We start from the raw sequence: 19,493 nt of genomic DNA, 5'->3' as shown, positions 1-19,493 counted from the left end.
TTCGCTGCCATGCGCGCTCATGAGTCAGGCCACTCCCCAGTCGGAAAAGACCGTATCGGTATCGCCGCCGATCACCGGCGGGCCGGCCGGCGTCTGCGCCGGCGTCCGGGAAAAACGCGGCGCGGGTGCCGGCTGTCGCACGCCCGCGACCGTGACATGCGACGTCCGGGCGAGGTTGTGCGGATGTGCCGCGGCCTCGTCGAAATCGAGCACCGGTGCGAAGCACACGTCCGTTCCTTCGAGCAGCGACGTCCATTCGTCGCGGGTCTTCGTCAGGAAGATGGCTTCCATACGCTCGCTCAGGGCAGGCCAGTCCGCGGCATTCATCTGGGCATCGAACGCCGGATCGTCTGAAATGCCGAGCTTCTCGCGCAGCAGCGCGTAAAACGCCGGCTCGATGCTGCCGATCGAGATGTACGCGCCGTCCGCGCACCGGTACGTGCCATAGAAGTGCGCGCCGCCGTCCAGCAGGTTCGCGCCCCGCCCGTCGCGCCAGAGGCCCTGTGCCCGCAATTCCAGGATCGGGCCGAGCAGCGCGAACGCGCCGTCGATCATCGCCGCGTCGACGACCTGGCCGCGCCCGGAAGCTTGCCGTTCGACCAGCGCGGCGAGCAGCCCGAACAGCAGAAACATCGTGCCCCCGCCGAAGTCGCCGACCAGGTTGAGCGGCGGCACCGGCTTACCGGCGCGCGGCCCGATTGCCGCGAGCGCGCCGGTGAGCGCGATGTAGTTCAGATCGTGTCCGGCGGCCTGTGCCAGTGGCCCCGTCTGCCCCCAGCCCGTGATCCGGCCATAGATCAGCCGCGGGTTGAGTGCCAGCAGCGCTTCAGGGCCAAGACCCAGGCGCTCCATCACGCCTGGCCGATATCCCTCGATCAGCATGTCGGCACGCGCGGCGAGCGCACGCGCAGCCGCTCGCCCGTCTTCCCGTTTCAGGTCGAGCACGACCGAGCGCTTGCCGCGCGACGACACGCCCGCGAAACGTCCGGCGGCCTCGGCCGGGCGATCGATGCAGACGACGTCCGCACCCAGGTCGGCCAGCAGCATGCCGGCCAGCGGTCCCGGCCCGAGTCCGGCGAACTCGATGACCTTGAGGCCGGCAAGCGGCCCGTTGCGATGATGGTTCGTATTCACGAGACACGGATCCTGTCACGGCGGACCCGAACGTCGTGACGCTCGCGATCCCAGGTTTCGACGGTTACGCCTTCCTGGCGCAGACGGTATTTCTCGATCTTCTGCGTCGGCGTGTGCGGCAGCGCGTCCATGATCCGGATGTAGCGAGGCAGCATGAAATGCGCGAGCCTCGGCACCAGGAACGCCAGCAGCTCGCCGGGATCGATCCGCCCGCCCGGTACCGGGCACACCACGGCCAGCACGTCGTCCTCCGACAGCGCGGGCACGGCCACGACCGCGCATTCGCGCACGTCGGGATGCGCGAGGATTTCCTTCTCGACCTCGAACGACGAGATGTTCTCGCCCCGGCGACGAATCGCATCCTTCATCCGGTCGGCAAAGAAATAGTTGCCCGCCGCATCGCGCCACATCGCGTCGCCGGTGTGGAACCAGCCATTGCGCCAGGCTTGCACGGTGGCTTCCGGGTGACGGAAATAGCCGGCGTTGAGCCGCCACGGCGAATCGCAGCGCACGATCAGTTCGCCGACGGCGCCGTCCGGCAGTTCGCGATCGAACGCGTCGACGATGCGCAGCTCGGTGCCTTGCCTGGCCCGGCCGCAGGTGCCCGCGATGGCCGGATTGCGCTCGGACATCAGCGGCACGTTCAGCTCGGTCATGTTGTACATGGTCCAGAAGTCGACGCCGAAGCGGCTCGCGAAGGCTGCAGCGTTGTCGGGACGCGGAATCATCATGACCTTGCGCAGCGGATGGTCGCGATCGGCGGCCGAGGGCGGAATCTTCGCGATGAATTCGCACATCACGCCGAGCAGGATCGCGAAAGTCGCACCGAGCGCGCGCACGTCGGCCCAGAACCGTTCGGTCGAAAATTCAGCGAACGCGATCGTCCCGCCCCGATTGAGCATCGCGACGACCGGAATCGTGCCGGCGATATGAAACAGCGGACCGAACACGATTGCGCAGTCGTGCTCGTCCAGCATCGAGAAGCTGCGCTCGCCGCTGGTTTCCCAAAGCTGCGCATACGGACTCAGCACGCCCTTGGAAGGCCCCGTCGTGCCGGACGTGAAGATGATCGACTGCGTATCCCACGGCTCGATCGGACGCTCGAGGGGCGGCACTTCGCCACCCTGCTCCAGCACGGCCGCATCGATGCGCTCGATCCCCGGCAGTTCGACATCGCTCGCGCCGAATTCCACCACCGTGCGCAGCGTGGCGAGTGGCAGGCCGGCCAGGCGCGGCGCGAGATCCCGGCACGTGACCAGCAGCCGGGCCGCCGAACTGTCGAGCACGTGCCGCAGCAGCTCGCCCTTGTACGCCGTGTTGACGGGCACATAGACGGCCCCCAGCCAGTTGATCGCGAACCAGACGCGCAGCATGTCGATGCCGTTCGGCAACCAGACGCCCACCGTCTCGTCCTGCCGAACGCCGAGTGCGGCGAGCCCCGCGGCCGTCCGTTCGACGTCGGCTGCAAATGCCGCGTAGGTGATGCCGCTGCCGTCGCGCTCGCGGATGAAGACCTTGTCGGGCCGGCTCACGGCCTGGCGCTGCAGCACGTAGCGCAGCACGCATGCGTCCCGCGGGCCGACGCTTCCCTTGTACGCGTCGCTCTGATGATGGTCGATGGTCATCGCTTCAACCCTCCAGGAAAAGGAACGGGCGCGACATCACGCATCCACCGGACTGTGCAGGTCGTAATGGTCGAGATCCGGCTCGCTCATCACCTCGCGGAAATGCTCGTACGTCCACGGCCACGACGCGATATTGCCGTTGCGGTCCATGTACCAGCTCCGGCAACCGCTCGACCAGACCGTTTCGGCCATCTGCAGCTTGACCGCGTCGTTGAACGCGCGCATGGCCTGCCGCTTCGGCGAGACGGCCGTGACGTCGCTCTCGGCCAGGAAGCGGATCATCGACACCGCATAGCCGCACTGGTTCTCCGCCGTCATCAGGAACGAGAAATTCCCGATCGGGCTGTTCGGCCCGCCGATCATGAAGAAATTGGGGAAATCCGGAATCGTGACGCCGAGATACGCCTCGTTGCCATTGCGCCATGCCTGCTCGATCGCCAGGCCGTCGCGTCCCGTCACGCGCATCGGGAACAGCGTCGAATGCGCGTCATAGCCCGTCGCCAGGACGAGCACGTCGAATTCATGCAGGCGGCCATCACCGGTCCGGACGCCCGCCGCCTCGATCCGCTCGATCCGCTCGGTCACGAGCGCCGCGTTCGACCGCTGGATCGCCGGATAGAAGCGGTCGGACATGACCAGGCGCTTGCAGCCCACCTTGTAGTCGGGCCGCAGCTTCTCGCGCAGCACCGGATCCGTCACGCTCGTCTCGAGATAGTCGCGGCACAGCCGCTCCATGTGCGCATACACGCGCGGGTTCTGCCCCACCACGGCGGCCGCGAACTTGCTGTTGAACTCGTGGCCGAGTGTTTCGTAGCGTGCTTTCAGCAGACCGGGGTCGCGCCGGAACGCATCGCGCTCCTCCGGCGGAATTTCCGTATTGGGCAACTGCATGATCCATTGCGGGGTACGCTGGAACAGCGACAGGCTCGCGACCCGGTCGACGATGGCCGGCACGATCTGCGTGGCCGTCGACCCGGTGCCGATGATGCCGACGCGCTTTCCGTCGAGATCGACGTCCTCCGGCCAGCGCCCCGTATGAAACATCCGTCCGGCGAAGCTGTCGAGCCCTGCGATGTCCGGGTATGAAGGATGCCTAAGAATTCCCATCGCGGTAATCACGACGTCGAACGGCCCGTACCGACCCGCCTGGGTCGTCAGCGTCCAGGCGCCGTTCTCGTACGTTGCCTCCTTCACCTCCGCGTCGAACGTCACGTGCCGGCCCACCTCGAATTCGTCGTAGACACGGCGCAGGTATTGCAGGATCTCTTCGCCCGACGCGCACACGCGCGTCCAGTCCGGGTTCGGCGCGAACGAATAGCGGTAGAGATGCGAAGGCACGTCGCATGCGACGCCGGGGTATCGGTTGTCGCGCCAGGTGCCGCCGATATCCGCCGCGCGCTCGAATACCTGCACGTCGGTCTGGCCGATCTCGCGCAGTTTCACGACGGCCATGATGCCGGACGCCCCTGCGCCGATCACCGCAATTTTCAGTCTCTTTCCGTTGGACATAGTGTTCTCGCTACTCGATAGGTACTCGTTGATTCGGTCGGAGGCGGGCCATGCCCCGCCTCGCCGGCCGTCGTCAGCCTGCGCTCGGATCGGGGAGGAACTTCGCGATCGACCAGCCGCCGTCCACCGGCAGCACGACGCCCGTGATGAAGCTGGCCTGCGGCGAAGACAGGAAACGGCACGCATGCCCGATCTCTTCGGGCTCGCCGACACGGCCAAGCGGTGCGCCTTCGATCATCATCTTGTGCCACCACGGATTGCTGGCGATGCGCTGTTCGGTACCGGGCGAGCGGACCAGCCCCGGCGCCACCGCATTGACCCGAATCCCGTGACAGCCGAATTCCGTCGCGAGCATCCGCGTCATGCCCACGACCGCATACTTGGTCGGCACGTAGGCGGCCGCCTGCGCGACGCCGACGAGGCCAAACGCCGACGCGATATTGACGATCGACCCGCGCGACGCCTTGAGGTGCGGCAGCGCGCTGCCGCACAGCGCCAGCAGCGAACCGACGTTGATGTCGTAGTAGCGCTGGTAGTCCTCCGGCGAGGTCTGTTCGAACGGCTTCGCGTTGCCGAGCCCGGCATTGTTCACGAGGCTGTCGAGCCGGCCGTGGCGCTCGATGCAGGCCGCGATCACGTGCGCGGCCGCATCGTCCTGCGTCAGGTCGACGTCGACATGGCTGAAGTTTTGGTGGCCCGCAAGACTCTCGTGCGGCGGGCGGCGATCGCATCCGACCACGATCGCGCCTTCCCGGAGATACACCGACGCGATGCCCTTTCCCACACCCTGCGACGAACCCGTCACGACGACCACTTCTTTCATGGCTGTTTCCCTTATCGATGTTTGACTGACATGCCGTTTTTCGCCGACCGACACCGGGCCGCAACGCGGCGCGGCCGGCAGCGCCCCTCAGCGGGCCGCAATGACTTGCAGTGCGAGCGCCTTGAGCGCCGTGCGCTGCACCTTTCCGGATGCCGTCATCGGCAACGACTCCATCTCGATGACGTGACGCGGAATCTTGAAGCTGGCGATTTTTCCGTTGCAGCGCACCTGGACGTCGTGGAGCGTGCACGTCATGCCCGGCTTCGGCACCACGAAGGCCACGGGCACCTCGGCGAGCCGTTCATCCGGAAATCCGACGACGGCGACCTGATCGATGGACGGCACGAGGCGCAGCAGTTCCAGCTCGACCGCGGCCGGCGACACGTTCTCGCCGCCCACCTTCAGCATTTCCTTGTAGCGCCCGAGGAACTGGAGATAGCCGTCTGCCCGGAACATGCCGCGATCGCCGCTATGAAACCAGCCATCGCGGTCGATCGACGCGCGGGTGGATTCGCTATCCTTGAAATAGCCCCGCATGACGTTGTAGCCGCGGCACACGATCTCGCCCACCGATCCGTTCGGTAGCGCCTCGCCGGACGACGGGTCGACGATCCTGACTTCGATGCCGGGCATCGGGCGCCCCGACGTCGCGCAACGCTGCTCGACCGGATCGTCCAGCGTCGTGATGCACACCCAGGCCCACGTTTCCGAAATGCCGAAGCCCGTCACCGTCGGGCACATGCGCTCCTGCACGACACGGGCGACGGCAGTCGAGTTCTCCATGCCCGCCGGCAGCGTGCCGAATTTCAGCGAGCGCAGATCGGTGCCCAGCGCTTCCTGGTGCTTGAGCAGATCCGCGTAGTGCGTCTCGAAGCCGTGCAGGCCGGTCACCCGCTCCTGCTCGATGAGGCGCAACGCGCGCTGCGCATCGAACACGCTCATCAAGACTTGATGGATGCCTTGCGTCATGGTGGCCATGACGATTTCGCTCAGGCCGTAGAGATGGAACATCGGCAGGAAATTCAGTACGGTGTCGCCATGCCGCAGCGGCCAGCTCGCGGCGCGTTCGCAGACGGCGCGCAGGTTCCGATGGTCGTGCAGCACGCCCTTCGGGTTGCCGGTCGTGCCGGAGGTGAACACCATCAGCGCGAGATCCGACACCTGAACGGCCGATGCGACGGCATCGAGTTCAACGCGCGTGGTCCTGTTCGCGCCGGCCAGGAAGCGCTCCCATGAAAGCGGCGACGCCGCGTTCGACGGCTCGACGATCACGACCTTCCGCAGCGCCGGGTAAGCGTCCGATCCGTCGAAGCGATCGCCCGACAAGCCGGGAATCGCAGCGGTCAGCAGCGCCATGTAATCGACCGGCCCGGAGCGCTCGCACACGAACAGCAGCTTGATTTCCGCATGCCGGACGACGTAGCGGATGTCGTCGCTCCGATAGCGCGTGTTCAGCGGAACCGCGATCGCCCCGATCTTCACGATCGCGTAGAACGCGATGATGAATTCCGGCCGGTTGGTCAGCCAGATGCCGACCGAGTCGCCCTTGCCTACCCCGTGCGACATCAGCGCCCGCGCAGCCATATCGACGGACGCGTTCAATTGCGCGAACGTGAACACCTGGCCTTCACAGGTCACGGCCCTCGAATCCGGCCACCTGGTTGCGGCGTAGGCGGGAAGCTCCCCGAACAGAACGGGAGAAGTCAGCATCTTTCGTCGTCTCCATATCACGAACCGAAGCCGCCTGCCCGTATCCGGCATCCAGTGGGGATGCCGGCCCCGGGAAGCCCCGGCAACGGACAGCAGCGGAACATTCACTTCCGAAGGTGTGACACTTTTTTAATTACCTTCTTAATACGACCACAACGAACCGAAATATACTGATGAGTATATTTTCGATGTATAGGGGAATTCCATTATCTCGTGAGGTATGCGCCGGTTCAGGCAAGTCCGGCATCCCGGGGCCTCGCTGGGCCGCCGGCATTGCGACTTGCGCGAGCCCCTTGCTGACGAGGGGATGCGCGAGACGCAAGGCGTCGCAGCGCGCAGGGCGTCATCGATACGTTGATCGAAGCGGCGATCGATGGCGTGCTCGAATGGCGGCATTGGCCAAGCAGGCGGAGATCGTGGTGGCGGGTCATGCGACGGACTGCGTGGAAAGTCCGCGACGAATGCGCGGTGCGCGATCTTGCGATCCGTCAGGCGCTCGGTGTGTGTCGCGATGGCTCGCGCGACGGATGTGGCCGCTCGATCGAGCAGGCTGAAGGGGGGAAGTTTCGGTTACGGGACGTCAATCATCCCGCGCCGGACGATAACCAGGATTCCTGAGTAGATGGATAAAAAGCAGGCTTTCCCGGTGACAGCAATGCCCGGGAAAGCCTGTTAGACAAGGCGGATCGACTGCGGCCGCCGTGATATTACGCAGGTGTGGCCCTCACGCGACGGGCGAGCCTCGCTCAGGCCGACTCCAGCACGAAGTCGCCCACCGGCAGGCCGCTCGCAAGCAATGCATCGCCGACGATCGCGTTCCAGTAGTGCTCCGATCCATGCGCCGTCCGCCACTCGTGCATCCGGCGCGTCAGCAATTGCAGATCGTATTCCTCGGTCACGCCGATTGCGCCGTGCAATGCATGCGCGGTCGCGGCAACCGGCACCACCGCCTCGCTCGTGCGCGCTTTCGCGATCGCCGCGCGAAGCGCGTCGGGCAGGACGCCCTCGCCGCCGAATCCGAGCTCCGCGGCGATCGTCGCTGCCGCGACCTGTTCGGCCATCACCGACAATTGCTGCTGGATCGCCTGGAACTTGCCGATCGGCTTGCCGAACTGGGCACGGTCGTTCGCATACTGGAGCGTCAGCGCAAACGCGCGACTCATTGCGCCGGACAGCAGTGCCGCAGACACGATCGCCCCGCACGCGTGCAACGCGCGCGCCGCACCGGGCACGCGCGCCACCGGTTCCAGCGGCTCCGCCCAGCGCACGGTCGCGCATTGACTGCCATGCACACCGGTCGGTATGCGCGCTGCCCGCTCGCATTGCAGCACGACCAGGTCGCCGTCATGATCGGCCAGCACGACGTCGGCGATCGTCCCGTACGGCACGATCGGACAGTACGTCGCGCCGTCACGGTCCGCCTTGCGTGCGGATGAAAACGTGATCATGCCGTCCGGCACCGGTACATCGTATTCGGCCAGCAGCGCGCGGGCGAGGATGCTCTGCGCAACGGGAACGGGCACCGCGTAGCGGCCCAGGCATTCGATCACAGGAAACACCGCGGCCAGCGGCAGCCCTGCGCCGCCGGCGGCTTCCGGGGTCAGCATTTCCAGGAAACCCGATTCGGCGATCGCGCGCCACAACGCCGCCGGCGACGCGCCGGCCTCGATGTTGCGGACGATCGACGGCGTGCAGCAGTCGGCCAGAATGGCCTCGATAGCTTCGACAAACATAGGCTCTCTACTCTCTCTGTGCGTGGTGGGCGCGTTCAACGCAGACCGAGCCCGCGGGCGATCATGCCGCGCAGGATTTCACGGGTGCCGCCGCGCAACGAAAAGGTCGGCGAAATCTGGCTGAGATACGCGACGGTCCGATACAGCTCGGCATCGACGTCCGCGCCCGGCTGCGCCGCGAGCGCGGCCTCGATCGCCGCGGGAATGCCTTGCTCGAACTCGGTCCCGATATCCTTGACCAGCGCCGCCTCGACGACGGGGCTTTCACCACGCGCGAGTTTCGTGGTTACCGCGATCGACATGTTGCGCAACGTCGCGAGATGCGTGGCAAAGCGTCCCGCAACGGCCTTGTCGGATGCGCTTGCGCCGTGACGCCGCAGGAAGGCAAGCCAGCAGTCCAGCAGCACGACGCTCGAATAGATCCGCTCCGGGCCGCTGCGCTCGAACGCAAGCTCGGCATTGACCTGCGCCCAGCCGCTGCCTTCCTCGCCGATCAGTGCGTCTTCAGGCAGCAGCACATCGTCGAACGTGACTTCGGAGAAGTGCGCATCGCCGGTCAGATCACGGATCGGGCGGACCTCGACGCCCGGCTGCTTCAGGTCGATGATGAATTGCGACAGCCCCTTCTGGCGATCCTCCGGCGCGCCGGATGTGCGAACCAGCGCGATCATGTAGTGGCAGTGATCCGCATTCGTCGTCCAGATCTTGCGGCCGTTCAGACGCCAGCCGCCGTCCGCCCGCAGTGCGCGGCTGCGCACGCTCGCGAGGTCGGAACCCGCATTCGGTTCGCTCATGCCGATGCAGAAGAATGCTTCGGCCGCGCAGATACGCGGCAGGTAGAAGCGCTTCTGCGCATCGCTGCCGAACTTGAGAATCAGCGGGCCGCTCTGCCGATCGGCAATCCAGTGCGCGGAGACCGGCGCCCCCGCCGCGAGCAATTCCTCGACCAGCACGAAGCGCCGAAACGCATCCATGCCCGCGCCGCCATATTCGGCCGGCAGCGTCAGGCCGACCCAGCCCCGCTGCGCGAGACGGCGGCTGAATGCCGCATCGAATCCCATCCAGGTCCGGGCGCGCACGTCGGCGGGTGTTGCCGGCATGTGCTCGCGCAGGAACGCTTTGACATCGCCGCGAAAAGCTTCGGCATCGGGCGGCAGCGCCGCCAGACGAAATACATCCAGTACGTTATTCAAAACCGCTACTCCTGAGTCGGAAGGTCACGGGCATGCCACCCGTGTGGTCATGACTAGTTGCCGGAAAACACCGGCGGGCGCTTCTCGAGAAACGCGGCGACCGACTCGCGATGGTCTGCTGTCTGATGCGACAGCGCCTGGTACGTCGACGACAGTTCGAGCAGCGCGTCCAGCCGCGAATGCAGCGCCTCGCGCAGCAGACGCTTGGCGAGCCGCACCGCATGCGGCGGATTCGCGGCGATGCGTGCCGCGATCTCGTTCGCGGCCGGCAGCAATTGCTCGTGCGGTACGACGCGCGACACGAGATTCCATTCGAGTGCGGTGGCCGCATCGATGGGATCGCCGGTAAACGTGAGTTCCGCGGCGCGTGCGAGTCCGATCACGCGCGGCAGCAGCCACGCGCCGCCGTCACCCGGAATGATGCCGAGCTTGACGAAACTCTCGGCGAACCGCGCCTGCTCCGACGCGATACGCAGGTCGCACATGCACGTCAGGTCGAGACCTGCGCCCATCGCCGGGCCGTTCACCGCGGCAATCACCGGCACCTCCAGATTGAACAGCGCCAGCGGCAACCGCTGAATGCCCTGGCGATACTCTTCGCGAATCTGCAATCCCGGCACCGCGCCGCTCGCCTGCCGCTCCATGTCGCGGATATTGCCGCCGGTCGAGAACGCCTTGCCCGCGCCCGTGATGATCACCGCGCGGACGCTCCGGTCTCCCTGGATGCGCTCGATCGCCGCCAGAAACTCGGCCACTGCCGTATTGCCGGTCAACGGATTGCGCCGCTCCGGGTCGTTCATCGTGAGGGTCACGACGTGACCTTCTTGTTCGTAAAGCAGGAACGGGTTCATGGATGCCTCTTCATCGGATTGATTGACGATTCTTATGGACGCCGCACGCAGTGAGGCACGCTTTCCACGCCCTGCCACGCATGCATCGACGCTCGACAACATCTGCATCGCTACCGGATGTCTGTTCTTATTTTAGAACCACATTCTCATATCGGCAAAGCGGATTGCACTCGCATTGACCGCTGAAAATCTCGAAATATCGCCTTATATCGTTGATAAATATAGATAAAATCCAAGATATCGCACTCGGGTAAGGGTAAACGTCACCCATCATATCGTTCGTATTTTCGAATACCATTCCGATGTCGGAACATAAGGCGACTGATGGCAAGCTGTCTCGATCGACGAGCAGCGTCGTCGCATACAACAACCCATATACCGGAGACGAACCTGGATGAGTGCAACTCCCGAGATCACGCAGGCACTCGCGGGCACGCGAGGCGCCCCGCGACAAACCGCGAAAATCATCTTCGCGGGCAGCGTAGGCAACGTGGTGGAATGGTTCGACTGGTCCGTGTACACGGCCTTTGCGATCTATTTCAGCAAGCAGTTCTTTCCGGCGGATAACGAAACGGCGGCCCTGCTCGCCACCTTCGCCGTGTTTGCCGTCGGCTTCGGCATGCGCCCGCTCGGCGGCTGGGTCATCGGCGCGTTTTCCGACCGCTTCGGGCGACGCAACGCGCTGACGTTGACCGTCATGATGATGGCGGGCTCATCGCTGCTGATCTCGATCCTGCCGACCTACGCATCGATTGGCTGGCTGGCGCCGGCATTGATGACGGTGCTGCGGATGATCCAGGGGCTGTCGGTCGGCGGCGAATACGGTGCGGCGACAACCTTTCTCACGGAATCGGCGCCGCCGCACCGGCGCGGGTTCTACGGCAGTTTCCTGTTCTTCAGCATCGCCGCCGGGTTGCTGATCGCGGCCGCCGTCGCGAGCGCCATGACGCACTGGATGCCGAAGGCCGAACTCGAGGCATGGGGATGGCGCGTGCCGTTCTTCATCGGCGGCTGCGGGTCGCTGATCGGTTTCTGGATGCGCCGCAACGTCGGAGAAACCGAAGCATTCGAGAACCTGCGCCGCAAAGGCGAGATCGAAGCTCGCTCGCTGCGCTGGACCTGGACCCACCACCGCGACGCGCTGCTGAGGCTCGTCGGCATCAGCGTGCTCGGTGCGTTCAGCTTCTATCTGTTCATCAGCTTCATGCCGGTCTACGCCATCCGGCACGCCGGTGCGCACCCGGAAGACGCGTTCGCGGCCAGCACTGCCAGCATTGCGATCTTCATGCTCGCCCAGCCGTTGTTCGGCGCCTTGTCCGATCGCCTGGGCCGGCGTCCTCAATTGATCGTATTCGCGGCGGCCTACCTGCTGTTCCTTTATCCGGTCGTCACGTCGATCGGCCCCGGCTTCCGATCGATGCTGCTCGTCGAGTGCTTCGGATTACTGACCTATGGCCTGTATTCGTCGATTGCGCCCGCCGTGATGGCCGAACTGTTCAGCACCGAAGTGCGCGGCATCGGTATCGGCACCGCGTACAACCTCGTCGTCGCCCTGTTGGGCGGAACGACCCCGTACCTGATGACTTGGCTGCAATCACAGCATCGCGAAGGCTGGTTTCTCGGCTATGTCTGCGTCGGCGCTGCGATCAGCCTGATCACGTTCCTGCGCATGCCGGAAACGCGCGGCGCCGGGATCGGCTGAACGCCACGGGCATCAAGCAACACTGCACAACAGGAATCCACATGCAAGACACCGCCATTCGCAATCCGTCCACCGGCGACACGCCGGCCGGCCATCGTCCGAAGCCGCTCGCCGGCATCAACGTGCTCGACCTGTCGCGCATCCTCGCCGGCCCGTGGTGCACGCAGAACCTTGCGGACCTCGGCGCCGACGTGACCAAGATCGAACGCCCGGGCACCGGCGACGACACGCGCACGTGGGGGCCGCCCTTCCTGCACGATGGCGAAGGCCGCGCGACGAGCGAAAGCGCCTACTACCTCTGTACGAACCGCGGGAAGCGATCGGTCGCGATCGACATCGCGTCGCCCGAGGGCGCGGCGTTGATCCGCTCGCTCGCCGAGCAGGCGGACGTCCTCGTCGAGAACTTCAAGGTTGGCGGGCTCGCCAAGTACGGCCTCGACTATCCGAGCCTCGCCGCCGTGAACCCGCGCCTCGTCTACTGTTCGATCACGGGCTTCGGCCAGACCGGCCCGCTCGCGCATCGCGCGGGTTACGACTTCCTGATTCAGGGGATGGGCGGCCTGATGAGCTTCACCGGCGAGCCGGATGAAGCGCCGGGCGGCGGCCCGGAGAAGGTCGGCGTCGCCGTCACCGACCTGATGTCGGGCATGTATGCGACCACGGCGATCCTCGCGGCGCTGATGGAACGCGAACGCAGCGGCCTCGGCCAGCACATCGATATCTCGCTGCTCGACAGCCAGTTCGCGATGCTCGCCAACCAGGCGTCGAACTACCTGACCACCGGCGTCGCGCCACGCCGGCTCGGCAACGCACATCCCAACGTCGTCCCGTATCAGACGTTCGCTGCGCGCGACGGCCACCTGATCATCGCGTGCGGCAACGACGGCCAGTTCAAGGCATTGTGCGGCGCCATCGGGCTTCCGGGGCTCGCCGAGGACAGCCGGTTCGCGACCAATTCGGCCCGCAGCGTCAATCGCGCGCTGTTGCTGCCGACCCTCGTCGATGCGTTCCTCGCCCGCCCGCGCGACGAGTGGATCGCGATCTTCGAATCGTGCGGCGTACCGTGCGGGCCGATCAATGACGTCGCGCAGGCGCTGGCGTCGGAGCAGGCGCGCGCGCGCGAGGCGGTCCGCCATATCGCTCACCCGCTGGCCGGCAGTGCGCCGGTGGTCGCGAGCCCGCTGCGCCTGTCCGCCACGCCGGTCGAGTATGATCGCGCGCCGCCGCTGCTCGGCGAGCATTCGGCCGAGGTGCTGCGGGAACGACTCGAGTTGAGCGACGCACGCATCACCGCGCTGGCCGAGGCCGGCGTGATCGCGCTGCATTCGGCGCCGCAATCCGCCTGACGCCGCCGAGCGGGCGTTTGCGGCACCCGCCGGGCCGGTGACGGTGGTGCATCTGGCTATAATCGTTGCCTTCTTTCACCTGCGATGACAGACATGCATTCCGCCACCGACCCTCAGGACGCGACCCCGGCCACCGAATTGCCCGGGCCGCGCGCGACCACGCGCATCGTGCATATCCTGCGGCTGCTGGCCGAACTGCCGGACGGCGCGACGCTGACCCATCTGTCGGAACTGACCGCCACGCCGAAGACCAGCCTGCTGGCGCTGCTTCGGGCGCTCACGTTCGCCGAGTATCTCGTGCACGCCGACGGCAAGTATTCGCTCGGGGTCGAGGCGTTCAAGCTCGGCGCGGCGATCGTCGCGCAGCGGCGCTTTCCGGAAATCGCGCGGCCCGTGATGGAGCGCATCGCGCTGGAAGCCGGCGAGACCGTGCTGATCGGGCAACTGGCCAGCGACCGTCCGTCGCTCGTGTACATCATGTCGGCGGAAAGCCGTCATGCCATCCGCTTCATCGCCGGCATCGGCGAGCGCCGCGAGCTGTACTCGTCGTCGGGCGGACGAATCCTGCTGGCGTTCATGCCGGCGGAAAAGCGCGAGCAGTACCTGAAGTCCGTCACGCCCGCGCTGCTGACACCCTATACGACGACCAACAAGCGCGACCTGCGCCGCCTCGTCAGCGAAGCAGCCAGTTCCGGCATTGCGATTACCGTCGACCAGAACGATCTCGACGTGGTGGGATTCGGCGCGCCGATCTTCAACGAGGCTGGCGAAGCAATCGCCACACTCGTGATGGGCACCCCCAAAAGCCGGGGCATTCCCCAAATGGATCGATTCAAGGGGTTGATTCTGGACGGCGCGCGCGAAATCTCGCAGATGCTCGGCTTCGACCCGTCGCCGGCCGCCAGGGGCAAGCGCCAGACGTCTTGAGCGGCTTCGCGTGCGGTGAGCACGCCCCGGCAATTCGCGGGGCGCGTACCAGCGACTCCCGGTAGCGATCGCGCAATGGCCGAGCAAGTCACGCACGCCCTGCCGCTCGCGAGCTGCGTCGGCAGGCCAGGCGCTTTGCAGGACGCTCACGGGCGATACATGCCGATTCGGTGAACCTGCGTCCTGCTCATGCCGATTCCCTTGCAATCCTGCATGGTGCGGCCCGACGGCCGCCGTGATGCCGGATCAAATGATCGTCAACCCGCCATCGACCACCAGTTCGGCACCGATCACGTACGACGCATCGTCGCTGGCCAGGAACAACGCGGCCTTGGCAATTTCCTCGGACGTCCCGACCCGGCCGATCGGGATACCCTTGAGCAGACCCGCCAGCATCTCCGCATTCTCGGTGAAATGCGCGGCCATCGGCGTTTCGATCAGCCCGGGATAGATTCCGTTGACGCGAATGCCCCGGCGAGCGAAATCCACGGCGGCTGCCTTGGTCAGATGACGGCTGGCGCCCTTGGAGGCACTGTAACCGGGGGGCACGTCGGGGAACACGATGATGCCCGCCGCCGACGAAATGTTGACGATCGCGCCGCTGCCCTGGCGCTCCATATGCGGCGTGACGGCCTTGATCCCGTAGAACTGGCTGTTCAGGTTCACGTCGATCACATGATGGAAGTCTTCGGCCGTCGCCTTGTCCCAGCTGCCGTCGCGCGGGCCCGGCGTGCCTGCGTTGTTGATCAGGATGTCGATGCGGCCATGGCGCTGCATCGTATCCGCCACGACCGACGCCCACTGGTCCTGACGGGTCACGTCGAGCACCGCCGACGACGCGTTCTGGCCGAGGTCGGTGATCTCCCGAACCAGCGTGTCCATGTTGTCCTGGCGATTGGCATTGGCCGTCACGACCACGGTGGCGCCTTCCGCGGCGAACACGCGCGCGATGACGGCGCCCATGCCGGTACCGCTGCCGGCGCCGGTAACGATGGCAACTTTGCCTGCGAGACGATTCATGATGAGTATCCTGTTGGGTGAAGTGAATGTGCGAAGGCGTGACGGACGCCTTCACGCGATCAGCGAGCGGCTGAACGCTTGCCCGTCTTCGACGCGCTGTCGCATCGCGTCCAGACGCAGCGATTCGTAACGCTGCAACCCCTGCAACACATCGGGTTGCGCTTTCAGAACTTCGGCCAGCGCGGCGGCATCCAGTACGGCCTCTTCGAAGCCTGCACCCGTCATCGGTGTTTGTGCGTGGGCGGCATCGCCGACCAGCACGACCCGGCCGCGCGTCACGCGTGACGGGACGTATTCGGAGATGGGCGTTGCGATCACTTCACGCCGGCGGATGGCGTTCACGATGCCCGAGCGCCAGGGCTCCTTCCAGCGTCGCCCGGCCCGCTCGATCAGCGAGTCGTAGATCGCATCGGGGATGACGTCGGCACGCGGCGTATACATCACGTGGCCGCCTTCGACCGCCCCCGTCTCGCGCATCAGCGCGTTGTGCCCGGCGTCGAACCAGGCCCAGCCGACGCGCGTGAGCGTCATGCTGCGGTCGATCAGCGGATAGACCGCCAGCAGTTCGTTGTCCTGCGGGAAAAAATCGACGCCACGAACGTGCCGTCGATCGGCTTCGGGAATCTCGGACTGACCCAGCCAGGCGACGTAGCCCGCGTAACGCGCATGGCATTGGTCGGCGGCCACATGACGGCGCACCACGCTGCGGTATCCATCCGCGCCGATCAGCAGGTCGCCGTGCCAGATCTCCCCGCGTTCGCTTCGCGCCGACACCGTATCGCCGTCCTGCCCGATCTCGACCACCTTGACGCCTTCGACGATGCGGATCGCCGGTTCTGCATCGGCGGCGGATCGAAGCGCGGTGTACACGTCCCACCATGCGTGCGGCAAGGCGCCCTGACGGATCGCGACATCGCCCAGCACGTCGGCCACGCGGCGATAGGCAACGCGACCGATGGTGCGTTCCAGCGGCGCGCCGGCAGCACGGATGGCCACGCCGCGCTGCGTGCGGCCGGCGGTGCGTTCCAGTACGGTGGACGAGATTCCGACGCGCGCCAGCGCTAGCGCGGTGGACAAGCCGCCAAGCGACCCGCCGACGATCAATGCTTCACGACGACTCATGTTGCGGTGTTGCCTGTCGTCATGCGCGCTGCCGGCGCGGGTTTTGTCACGGTATGTCGAGTCATCGGGGTCTTCCAGGGAATGTCGAAACGGAACCGGAACACATCGGGATCAAATGGCCGTGTACCCGCCATCCTCTTCGCGAGCGCTCCAGACACAACGAATGAACGGAGATCCGTGCGGCACCTGCCGCTTTCGTTGATGTCACCCAGATTAGCGGTTGAACCCTGGACAATCCATGCGATAACGTCTGTCATTCTTTGCAGATCGTCCAGGAGGGCCGGCCGGCAGATCGATGCGACCATTCGCGCGGTCCGTGCCGATCCGTCCCATCCGTGGACGCTCGCGGAACGGGAAACGATCGCCGGGAAGTCACGCGCGACGAACCGACCTGCGGCCGGCTGGCGTTATTCCCGCCGCTGCTGGCACCGCCGCAGCAACACTCACCCTGCCCGGCCATGGTTCAGGGATTTCATCGCGGAACAAGCCGCATCGCTATAGATGTCTTCGATCAGACGGACGCAGTACAGCGAAGCGACCGCGTTACATTGCTTGTTCCCACCAGCCGCGCGTGTTCACGTCAGCGGCGTCGGCGAGCGCTTCCAGTTCGGCGATTTCGTCTGTCGTGAGCGTGATCCTGCCGGCCCGCACCAGTCCGTCGACATGACGGGGCTTCGTCACGCCGATGATCGGCGTCGCCCCCTTGGCGATGGCCCATGCCGTCGCGACTTCGGGCGCTGCAGCACCCCGCTTGCGACCGATCGATGCGAGCGTGTCCGTCAGCACCTTCAAGCGAGGCAGCATGCCGTTGTAAGTTTCCGCCCGGTTGCTGCCTTCCGGCAGCGGGTGCTCCGGATCGTACTTGCCGCTCAGGGCACCCTGTTCAAGCACCATATATGCGAAGAACGGGATGCCCTGGTTGCGGCAGTAGTCCAGGATGCCGGCATGTTCGGCGCCGCGGTAGAGGAGGCTATAGTGGTTCTGGATGGCCTCGACCCGAAACCCGGCTTCCCCGAGAATGCGGTTGGCGCGTTCGATCTCGCTCAGGTTGTGATTCGAGACGCCGACGTGTTTGACCTTCCCGCTCTCCAGCAACGGGATGAGGTGCGGCGTCCACCGCGCCACATCCGCTGGATTGTGAATCCAGTACAGGTCGATGTAGTCGGTGCCGAGGCGGGCCAGGCTCTGCTCCAGCATGTCCGCCACCGGATCGGCGCCGGCTCCCGCGGCCTGCGGGGTAAACTTCGTCGAGAGCTGATAGTCGCTGCGCGCGAAGCGCTTCAGCACCTCGCCGAGTACGGTCTCCGAACGGCCCATGCCGTACACGATGGCGGTGTCCCAGAGGCTGAACCCGGCCGCGTGCGCGTTGTCGGCAACCTCCTCCAGGCCAGCCCGCGTGTGGCTGCTGCCGAAGTAGCCATTGCCGGTCTCGCCGCTGTCGCCCCAGGCCCACGTGCCCATTGCAATGATGGGCGGCGTCAGATTGTCAGGTGTCATGTCTGCTCCATATCGGTTACGCGGCCGGGGTTGGCGTAACCCCGGCGCGGCTGACACTGTGATGTGCCGCACCGCCGTCCCGTTAGCCTGATGCCCCAGGATTGCTGCTCGATCGTCCAGAAGCCGCGGTGCGCATTGCGTGCGCTTCGACGCTCGTGCGATAGTCCGTCTCATGGAAACACTGGCGGAAATTGCAGCGATCATTGGCCGAAACGTCTCGAAGGATGGTTTCCACGCGACGCCCATCGAACGCATGACGCTGGTTCGGTCGTCCACGGTGACGATGCCCATGCCGAGTGTTTGCCGGCCGCAACTGTGCCTCGTCGCGCAAGGGCACAAAGAGGTCACGCTGGACGACCGCGTCTTCAGATACGCGCCGGGTCGCTACGGGGTCGTCACGTACGACCTGCCGGTGACAGGCAAGGTGGTCGAGGCAACGCCTGACAAGCCCTACCTCTGCCTGTACCTCGATTTCGATCCGGTCATGCTGGGACACATGGCGTTGCGCGTGCCGCCGCCGGAAGCGCCATCCCCGCCCATCGGCAAGACCGTGTCCGACGCCAGCACCGGACTACTCGACGCCGCGCTACGCCTGCTTCGCCTGCTCGACGATCCGGCGGCGCTGCCCGTGCTCGGGCCGCTTGCGGAGCAGGAAGTTCTGTACCGCCTGCTCGCCGGCCCCGATGGCGCCAGAATGCGCCACATCACCTCCAGCCAAGGGCCGGTCGCCCAGGTCGGCCGTGCCATCGCCTGGATCACGCAAAACTTCCGGGAGCGCGTCAGCATCGAGCAACTCGCTGCTGAAGCGGGAATGAGTCCTTCGAGCCTGCACGACCATTTTCGCCGCGTCACGGCAATGACACCGCTGCAATTCCAGAAGCAACTCAGGCTCCAGGACGCCCGCAGCCTGATGCTGGTGCAAGGCATCGACGCTACGACTGCCGCTTTCTGCGTGGGTTACGAAAGCGCGTCGCAATTCACGCGCGAATATCGACGTCACTTTGGAGAACCGCCGGCGCGTGACATCGCCCGTCTGCGCGCTTCGCCGGGTTGGGTCGGGGTCGCTTGAGTCGTGATCGCCAGGACTCGATCTGGCGGGTCGTCGGGCCTGCAAGGAATCAGCTATCGATGGGGAATGCGTTTCTCCCTGGCGAGTTCGAGCGAATAGAGGAAAGTGCGTATCGGCGTCTTGCGATGACACCAACGCGCCTGATGCGCTCGTTCATCGTTGTACTGGTCGAGCCACGGATCAGGATCCATCCGCAATGTTCAGGCTGACGACGCACGTCGCCAAGCATGTT

15 protein-coding genes are annotated in these 19,493 nt (G+C 65.5%); 4 read left to right on the top strand and 11 right to left on the bottom strand.

Going from position 1 to position 19,493, the window contains the following annotated elements; translation table 11 throughout:
- Positions 1-24: 24 nt before the first annotated feature.
- The 8 genes from G3N99_RS00705 to G3N99_RS00670 form a co-directional block, all read right to left on the bottom strand.
- On the bottom strand, positions 25-1,134 hold the full coding sequence (locus G3N99_RS00705; protein WP_174986456.1) for a CaiB/BaiF CoA-transferase family protein: 1,110 nt from the start codon (positions 1,132-1,134) through the stop codon (positions 25-27).
- A complete protein-coding gene (locus G3N99_RS00700; RefSeq protein ID WP_174986454.1) occupies positions 1,131-2,759 on the bottom strand; it encodes an AMP-binding protein in 1,629 nt (542 codons plus the stop codon). Before G3N99_RS00700 ends, G3N99_RS00705 begins: the two co-directional genes overlap by 4 nt.
- A gap of 36 nt (positions 2,760-2,795) precedes the next feature.
- Positions 2,796-4,268, bottom strand: coding sequence for an NAD(P)/FAD-dependent oxidoreductase (locus G3N99_RS00695; protein ID WP_206121347.1), 1,473 nt, complete (start codon positions 4,266-4,268; stop codon positions 2,796-2,798).
- Positions 4,269-4,341: 73 nt separating this feature from the next.
- The gene (locus tag G3N99_RS00690; protein WP_174986450.1) at positions 4,342-5,091 is read right to left on the bottom strand and encodes an SDR family NAD(P)-dependent oxidoreductase; all 750 of its coding nucleotides are present in this window, start codon (positions 5,089-5,091) and stop codon (positions 4,342-4,344) included.
- An 87-nt stretch (positions 5,092-5,178) separates the two neighbouring features.
- A complete protein-coding gene (locus G3N99_RS00685) occupies positions 5,179-6,801 on the bottom strand; it encodes an AMP-binding protein (protein ID WP_241011378.1) in 1,623 nt (540 codons plus the stop codon).
- 746 nt (positions 6,802-7,547) lie between these two features.
- On the bottom strand, positions 7,548-8,534 hold the full coding sequence (locus tag G3N99_RS00680; protein WP_206121345.1) for an acyl-CoA dehydrogenase: 987 nt from the start codon (positions 8,532-8,534) through the stop codon (positions 7,548-7,550).
- A 35-nt stretch (positions 8,535-8,569) separates the two neighbouring features.
- Positions 8,570-9,727: an acyl-CoA dehydrogenase family protein gene (locus G3N99_RS00675; protein WP_206121344.1), complete on the bottom strand. Its 1,158-nt coding sequence runs from the start codon at positions 9,725-9,727 to the stop codon at positions 8,570-8,572.
- Between the two features lie 53 nt (positions 9,728-9,780).
- Positions 9,781-10,578, bottom strand: coding sequence for a crotonase/enoyl-CoA hydratase family protein (locus tag G3N99_RS00670; RefSeq protein ID WP_206121343.1), 798 nt, complete (start codon positions 10,576-10,578; stop codon positions 9,781-9,783).
- A gap of 394 nt (positions 10,579-10,972) precedes the next feature.
- Between G3N99_RS00670 and G3N99_RS00665 the strand changes: the two genes are divergently transcribed.
- From G3N99_RS00665 to G3N99_RS00655, 3 genes are all read left to right on the top strand, one after another.
- A complete protein-coding gene (locus tag G3N99_RS00665) occupies positions 10,973-12,280 on the top strand; it encodes an MFS transporter (protein WP_174986442.1) in 1,308 nt (435 codons plus the stop codon).
- A gap of 41 nt (positions 12,281-12,321) precedes the next feature.
- Entirely contained in the window at positions 12,322-13,626 is a 1,305-nt protein-coding gene (locus G3N99_RS00660) for a CaiB/BaiF CoA-transferase family protein (RefSeq protein WP_206121342.1), read from the top strand.
- A 93-nt stretch (positions 13,627-13,719) separates the two neighbouring features.
- The gene (locus tag G3N99_RS00655; RefSeq protein WP_241011377.1) at positions 13,720-14,553 is read left to right on the top strand and encodes an IclR family transcriptional regulator; all 834 of its coding nucleotides are present in this window, start codon (positions 13,720-13,722) and stop codon (positions 14,551-14,553) included.
- Between the two features lie 246 nt (positions 14,554-14,799).
- Here G3N99_RS00655 and G3N99_RS00650 read toward each other — a convergent pair whose 3' ends face one another.
- The 3 genes from G3N99_RS00650 to G3N99_RS00640 form a co-directional block, all read right to left on the bottom strand.
- On the bottom strand, positions 14,800-15,573 hold the full coding sequence (locus tag G3N99_RS00650; RefSeq protein ID WP_206121340.1) for an SDR family oxidoreductase: 774 nt from the start codon (positions 15,571-15,573) through the stop codon (positions 14,800-14,802).
- Positions 15,574-15,624: 51 nt separating this feature from the next.
- Complete coding sequence (locus G3N99_RS00645) at positions 15,625-16,695, bottom strand: FAD-dependent monooxygenase (protein WP_206121339.1); 1,071 nt, start codon at positions 16,693-16,695, stop codon at positions 15,625-15,627.
- A gap of 543 nt (positions 16,696-17,238) precedes the next feature.
- Positions 17,239-18,192, bottom strand: a complete 954-nt coding sequence (locus tag G3N99_RS00640) for an aldo/keto reductase (RefSeq protein WP_206121338.1) — start codon at positions 18,190-18,192, stop codon at positions 17,239-17,241.
- A 172-nt stretch (positions 18,193-18,364) separates the two neighbouring features.
- On the opposite strand from G3N99_RS00640, the gene G3N99_RS00635 reads away from it, so the two are divergent.
- Positions 18,365-19,261: an AraC family transcriptional regulator gene (locus tag G3N99_RS00635; RefSeq protein ID WP_206121337.1), complete on the top strand. Its 897-nt coding sequence runs from the start codon at positions 18,365-18,367 to the stop codon at positions 19,259-19,261.
- Positions 19,262-19,493 lie beyond the last annotated feature (232 nt).

The organism is Burkholderia sp. Ac-20392, assembly GCF_017104585.1.
Lineage (GTDB): Bacteria > Pseudomonadota > Gammaproteobacteria > Burkholderiales > Burkholderiaceae > Burkholderia > Burkholderia lata.
The sequence above is the reverse complement of the archived record's forward strand: the minus strand, read 5'-3'. Positions and strand labels throughout refer to the sequence as shown.

What these genes read in the sequence shown, in the direction of transcription:
- G3N99_RS00700 (WP_174986454.1), bottom strand. Translation starts at nt 2,759, where the DNA reads ATGACCATCGACCATCATCAGAGCGACGCGTACAAGGGAAGCGTCGGC.
- G3N99_RS00695 (WP_206121347.1), bottom strand. Translation starts at nt 4,268, where the DNA reads ATGTCCAACGGAAAGAGACTGAAAATTGCGGTGATCGGCGCAGGGGCG.
- G3N99_RS00690 (WP_174986450.1), bottom strand. Translation starts at nt 5,091, where the DNA reads ATGAAAGAAGTGGTCGTCGTGACGGGTTCGTCGCAGGGTGTGGGAAAG.
- G3N99_RS00685 (WP_241011378.1), bottom strand. Translation starts at nt 6,801, where the DNA reads ATGCTGACTTCTCCCGTTCTGTTCGGGGAGCTTCCCGCCTACGCCGCA.
- G3N99_RS00680 (WP_206121345.1), bottom strand. Translation starts at nt 8,534, where the DNA reads ATGTTTGTCGAAGCTATCGAGGCCATTCTGGCCGACTGCTGCACGCCG.
- G3N99_RS00670 (WP_206121343.1), bottom strand. Translation starts at nt 10,578, where the DNA reads ATGAACCCGTTCCTGCTTTACGAACAAGAAGGTCACGTCGTGACCCTC.
- G3N99_RS00665 (WP_174986442.1), top strand. Translation starts at nt 10,973, where the DNA reads ATGAGTGCAACTCCCGAGATCACGCAGGCACTCGCGGGCACGCGAGGC.
- G3N99_RS00660 (WP_206121342.1), top strand. Translation starts at nt 12,322, where the DNA reads ATGCAAGACACCGCCATTCGCAATCCGTCCACCGGCGACACGCCGGCC.
- G3N99_RS00655 (WP_241011377.1), top strand. Translation starts at nt 13,720, where the DNA reads ATGCATTCCGCCACCGACCCTCAGGACGCGACCCCGGCCACCGAATTG.
- G3N99_RS00650 (WP_206121340.1), bottom strand. Translation starts at nt 15,573, where the DNA reads ATGAATCGTCTCGCAGGCAAAGTTGCCATCGTTACCGGCGCCGGCAGC.
- G3N99_RS00645 (WP_206121339.1), bottom strand. Translation starts at nt 16,695, where the DNA reads ATGAGTCGTCGTGAAGCATTGATCGTCGGCGGGTCGCTTGGCGGCTTG.
- G3N99_RS00640 (WP_206121338.1), bottom strand. Translation starts at nt 18,192, where the DNA reads ATGACACCTGACAATCTGACGCCGCCCATCATTGCAATGGGCACGTGG.
- G3N99_RS00635 (WP_206121337.1), top strand. Translation starts at nt 18,365, where the DNA reads ATGGAAACACTGGCGGAAATTGCAGCGATCATTGGCCGAAACGTCTCG.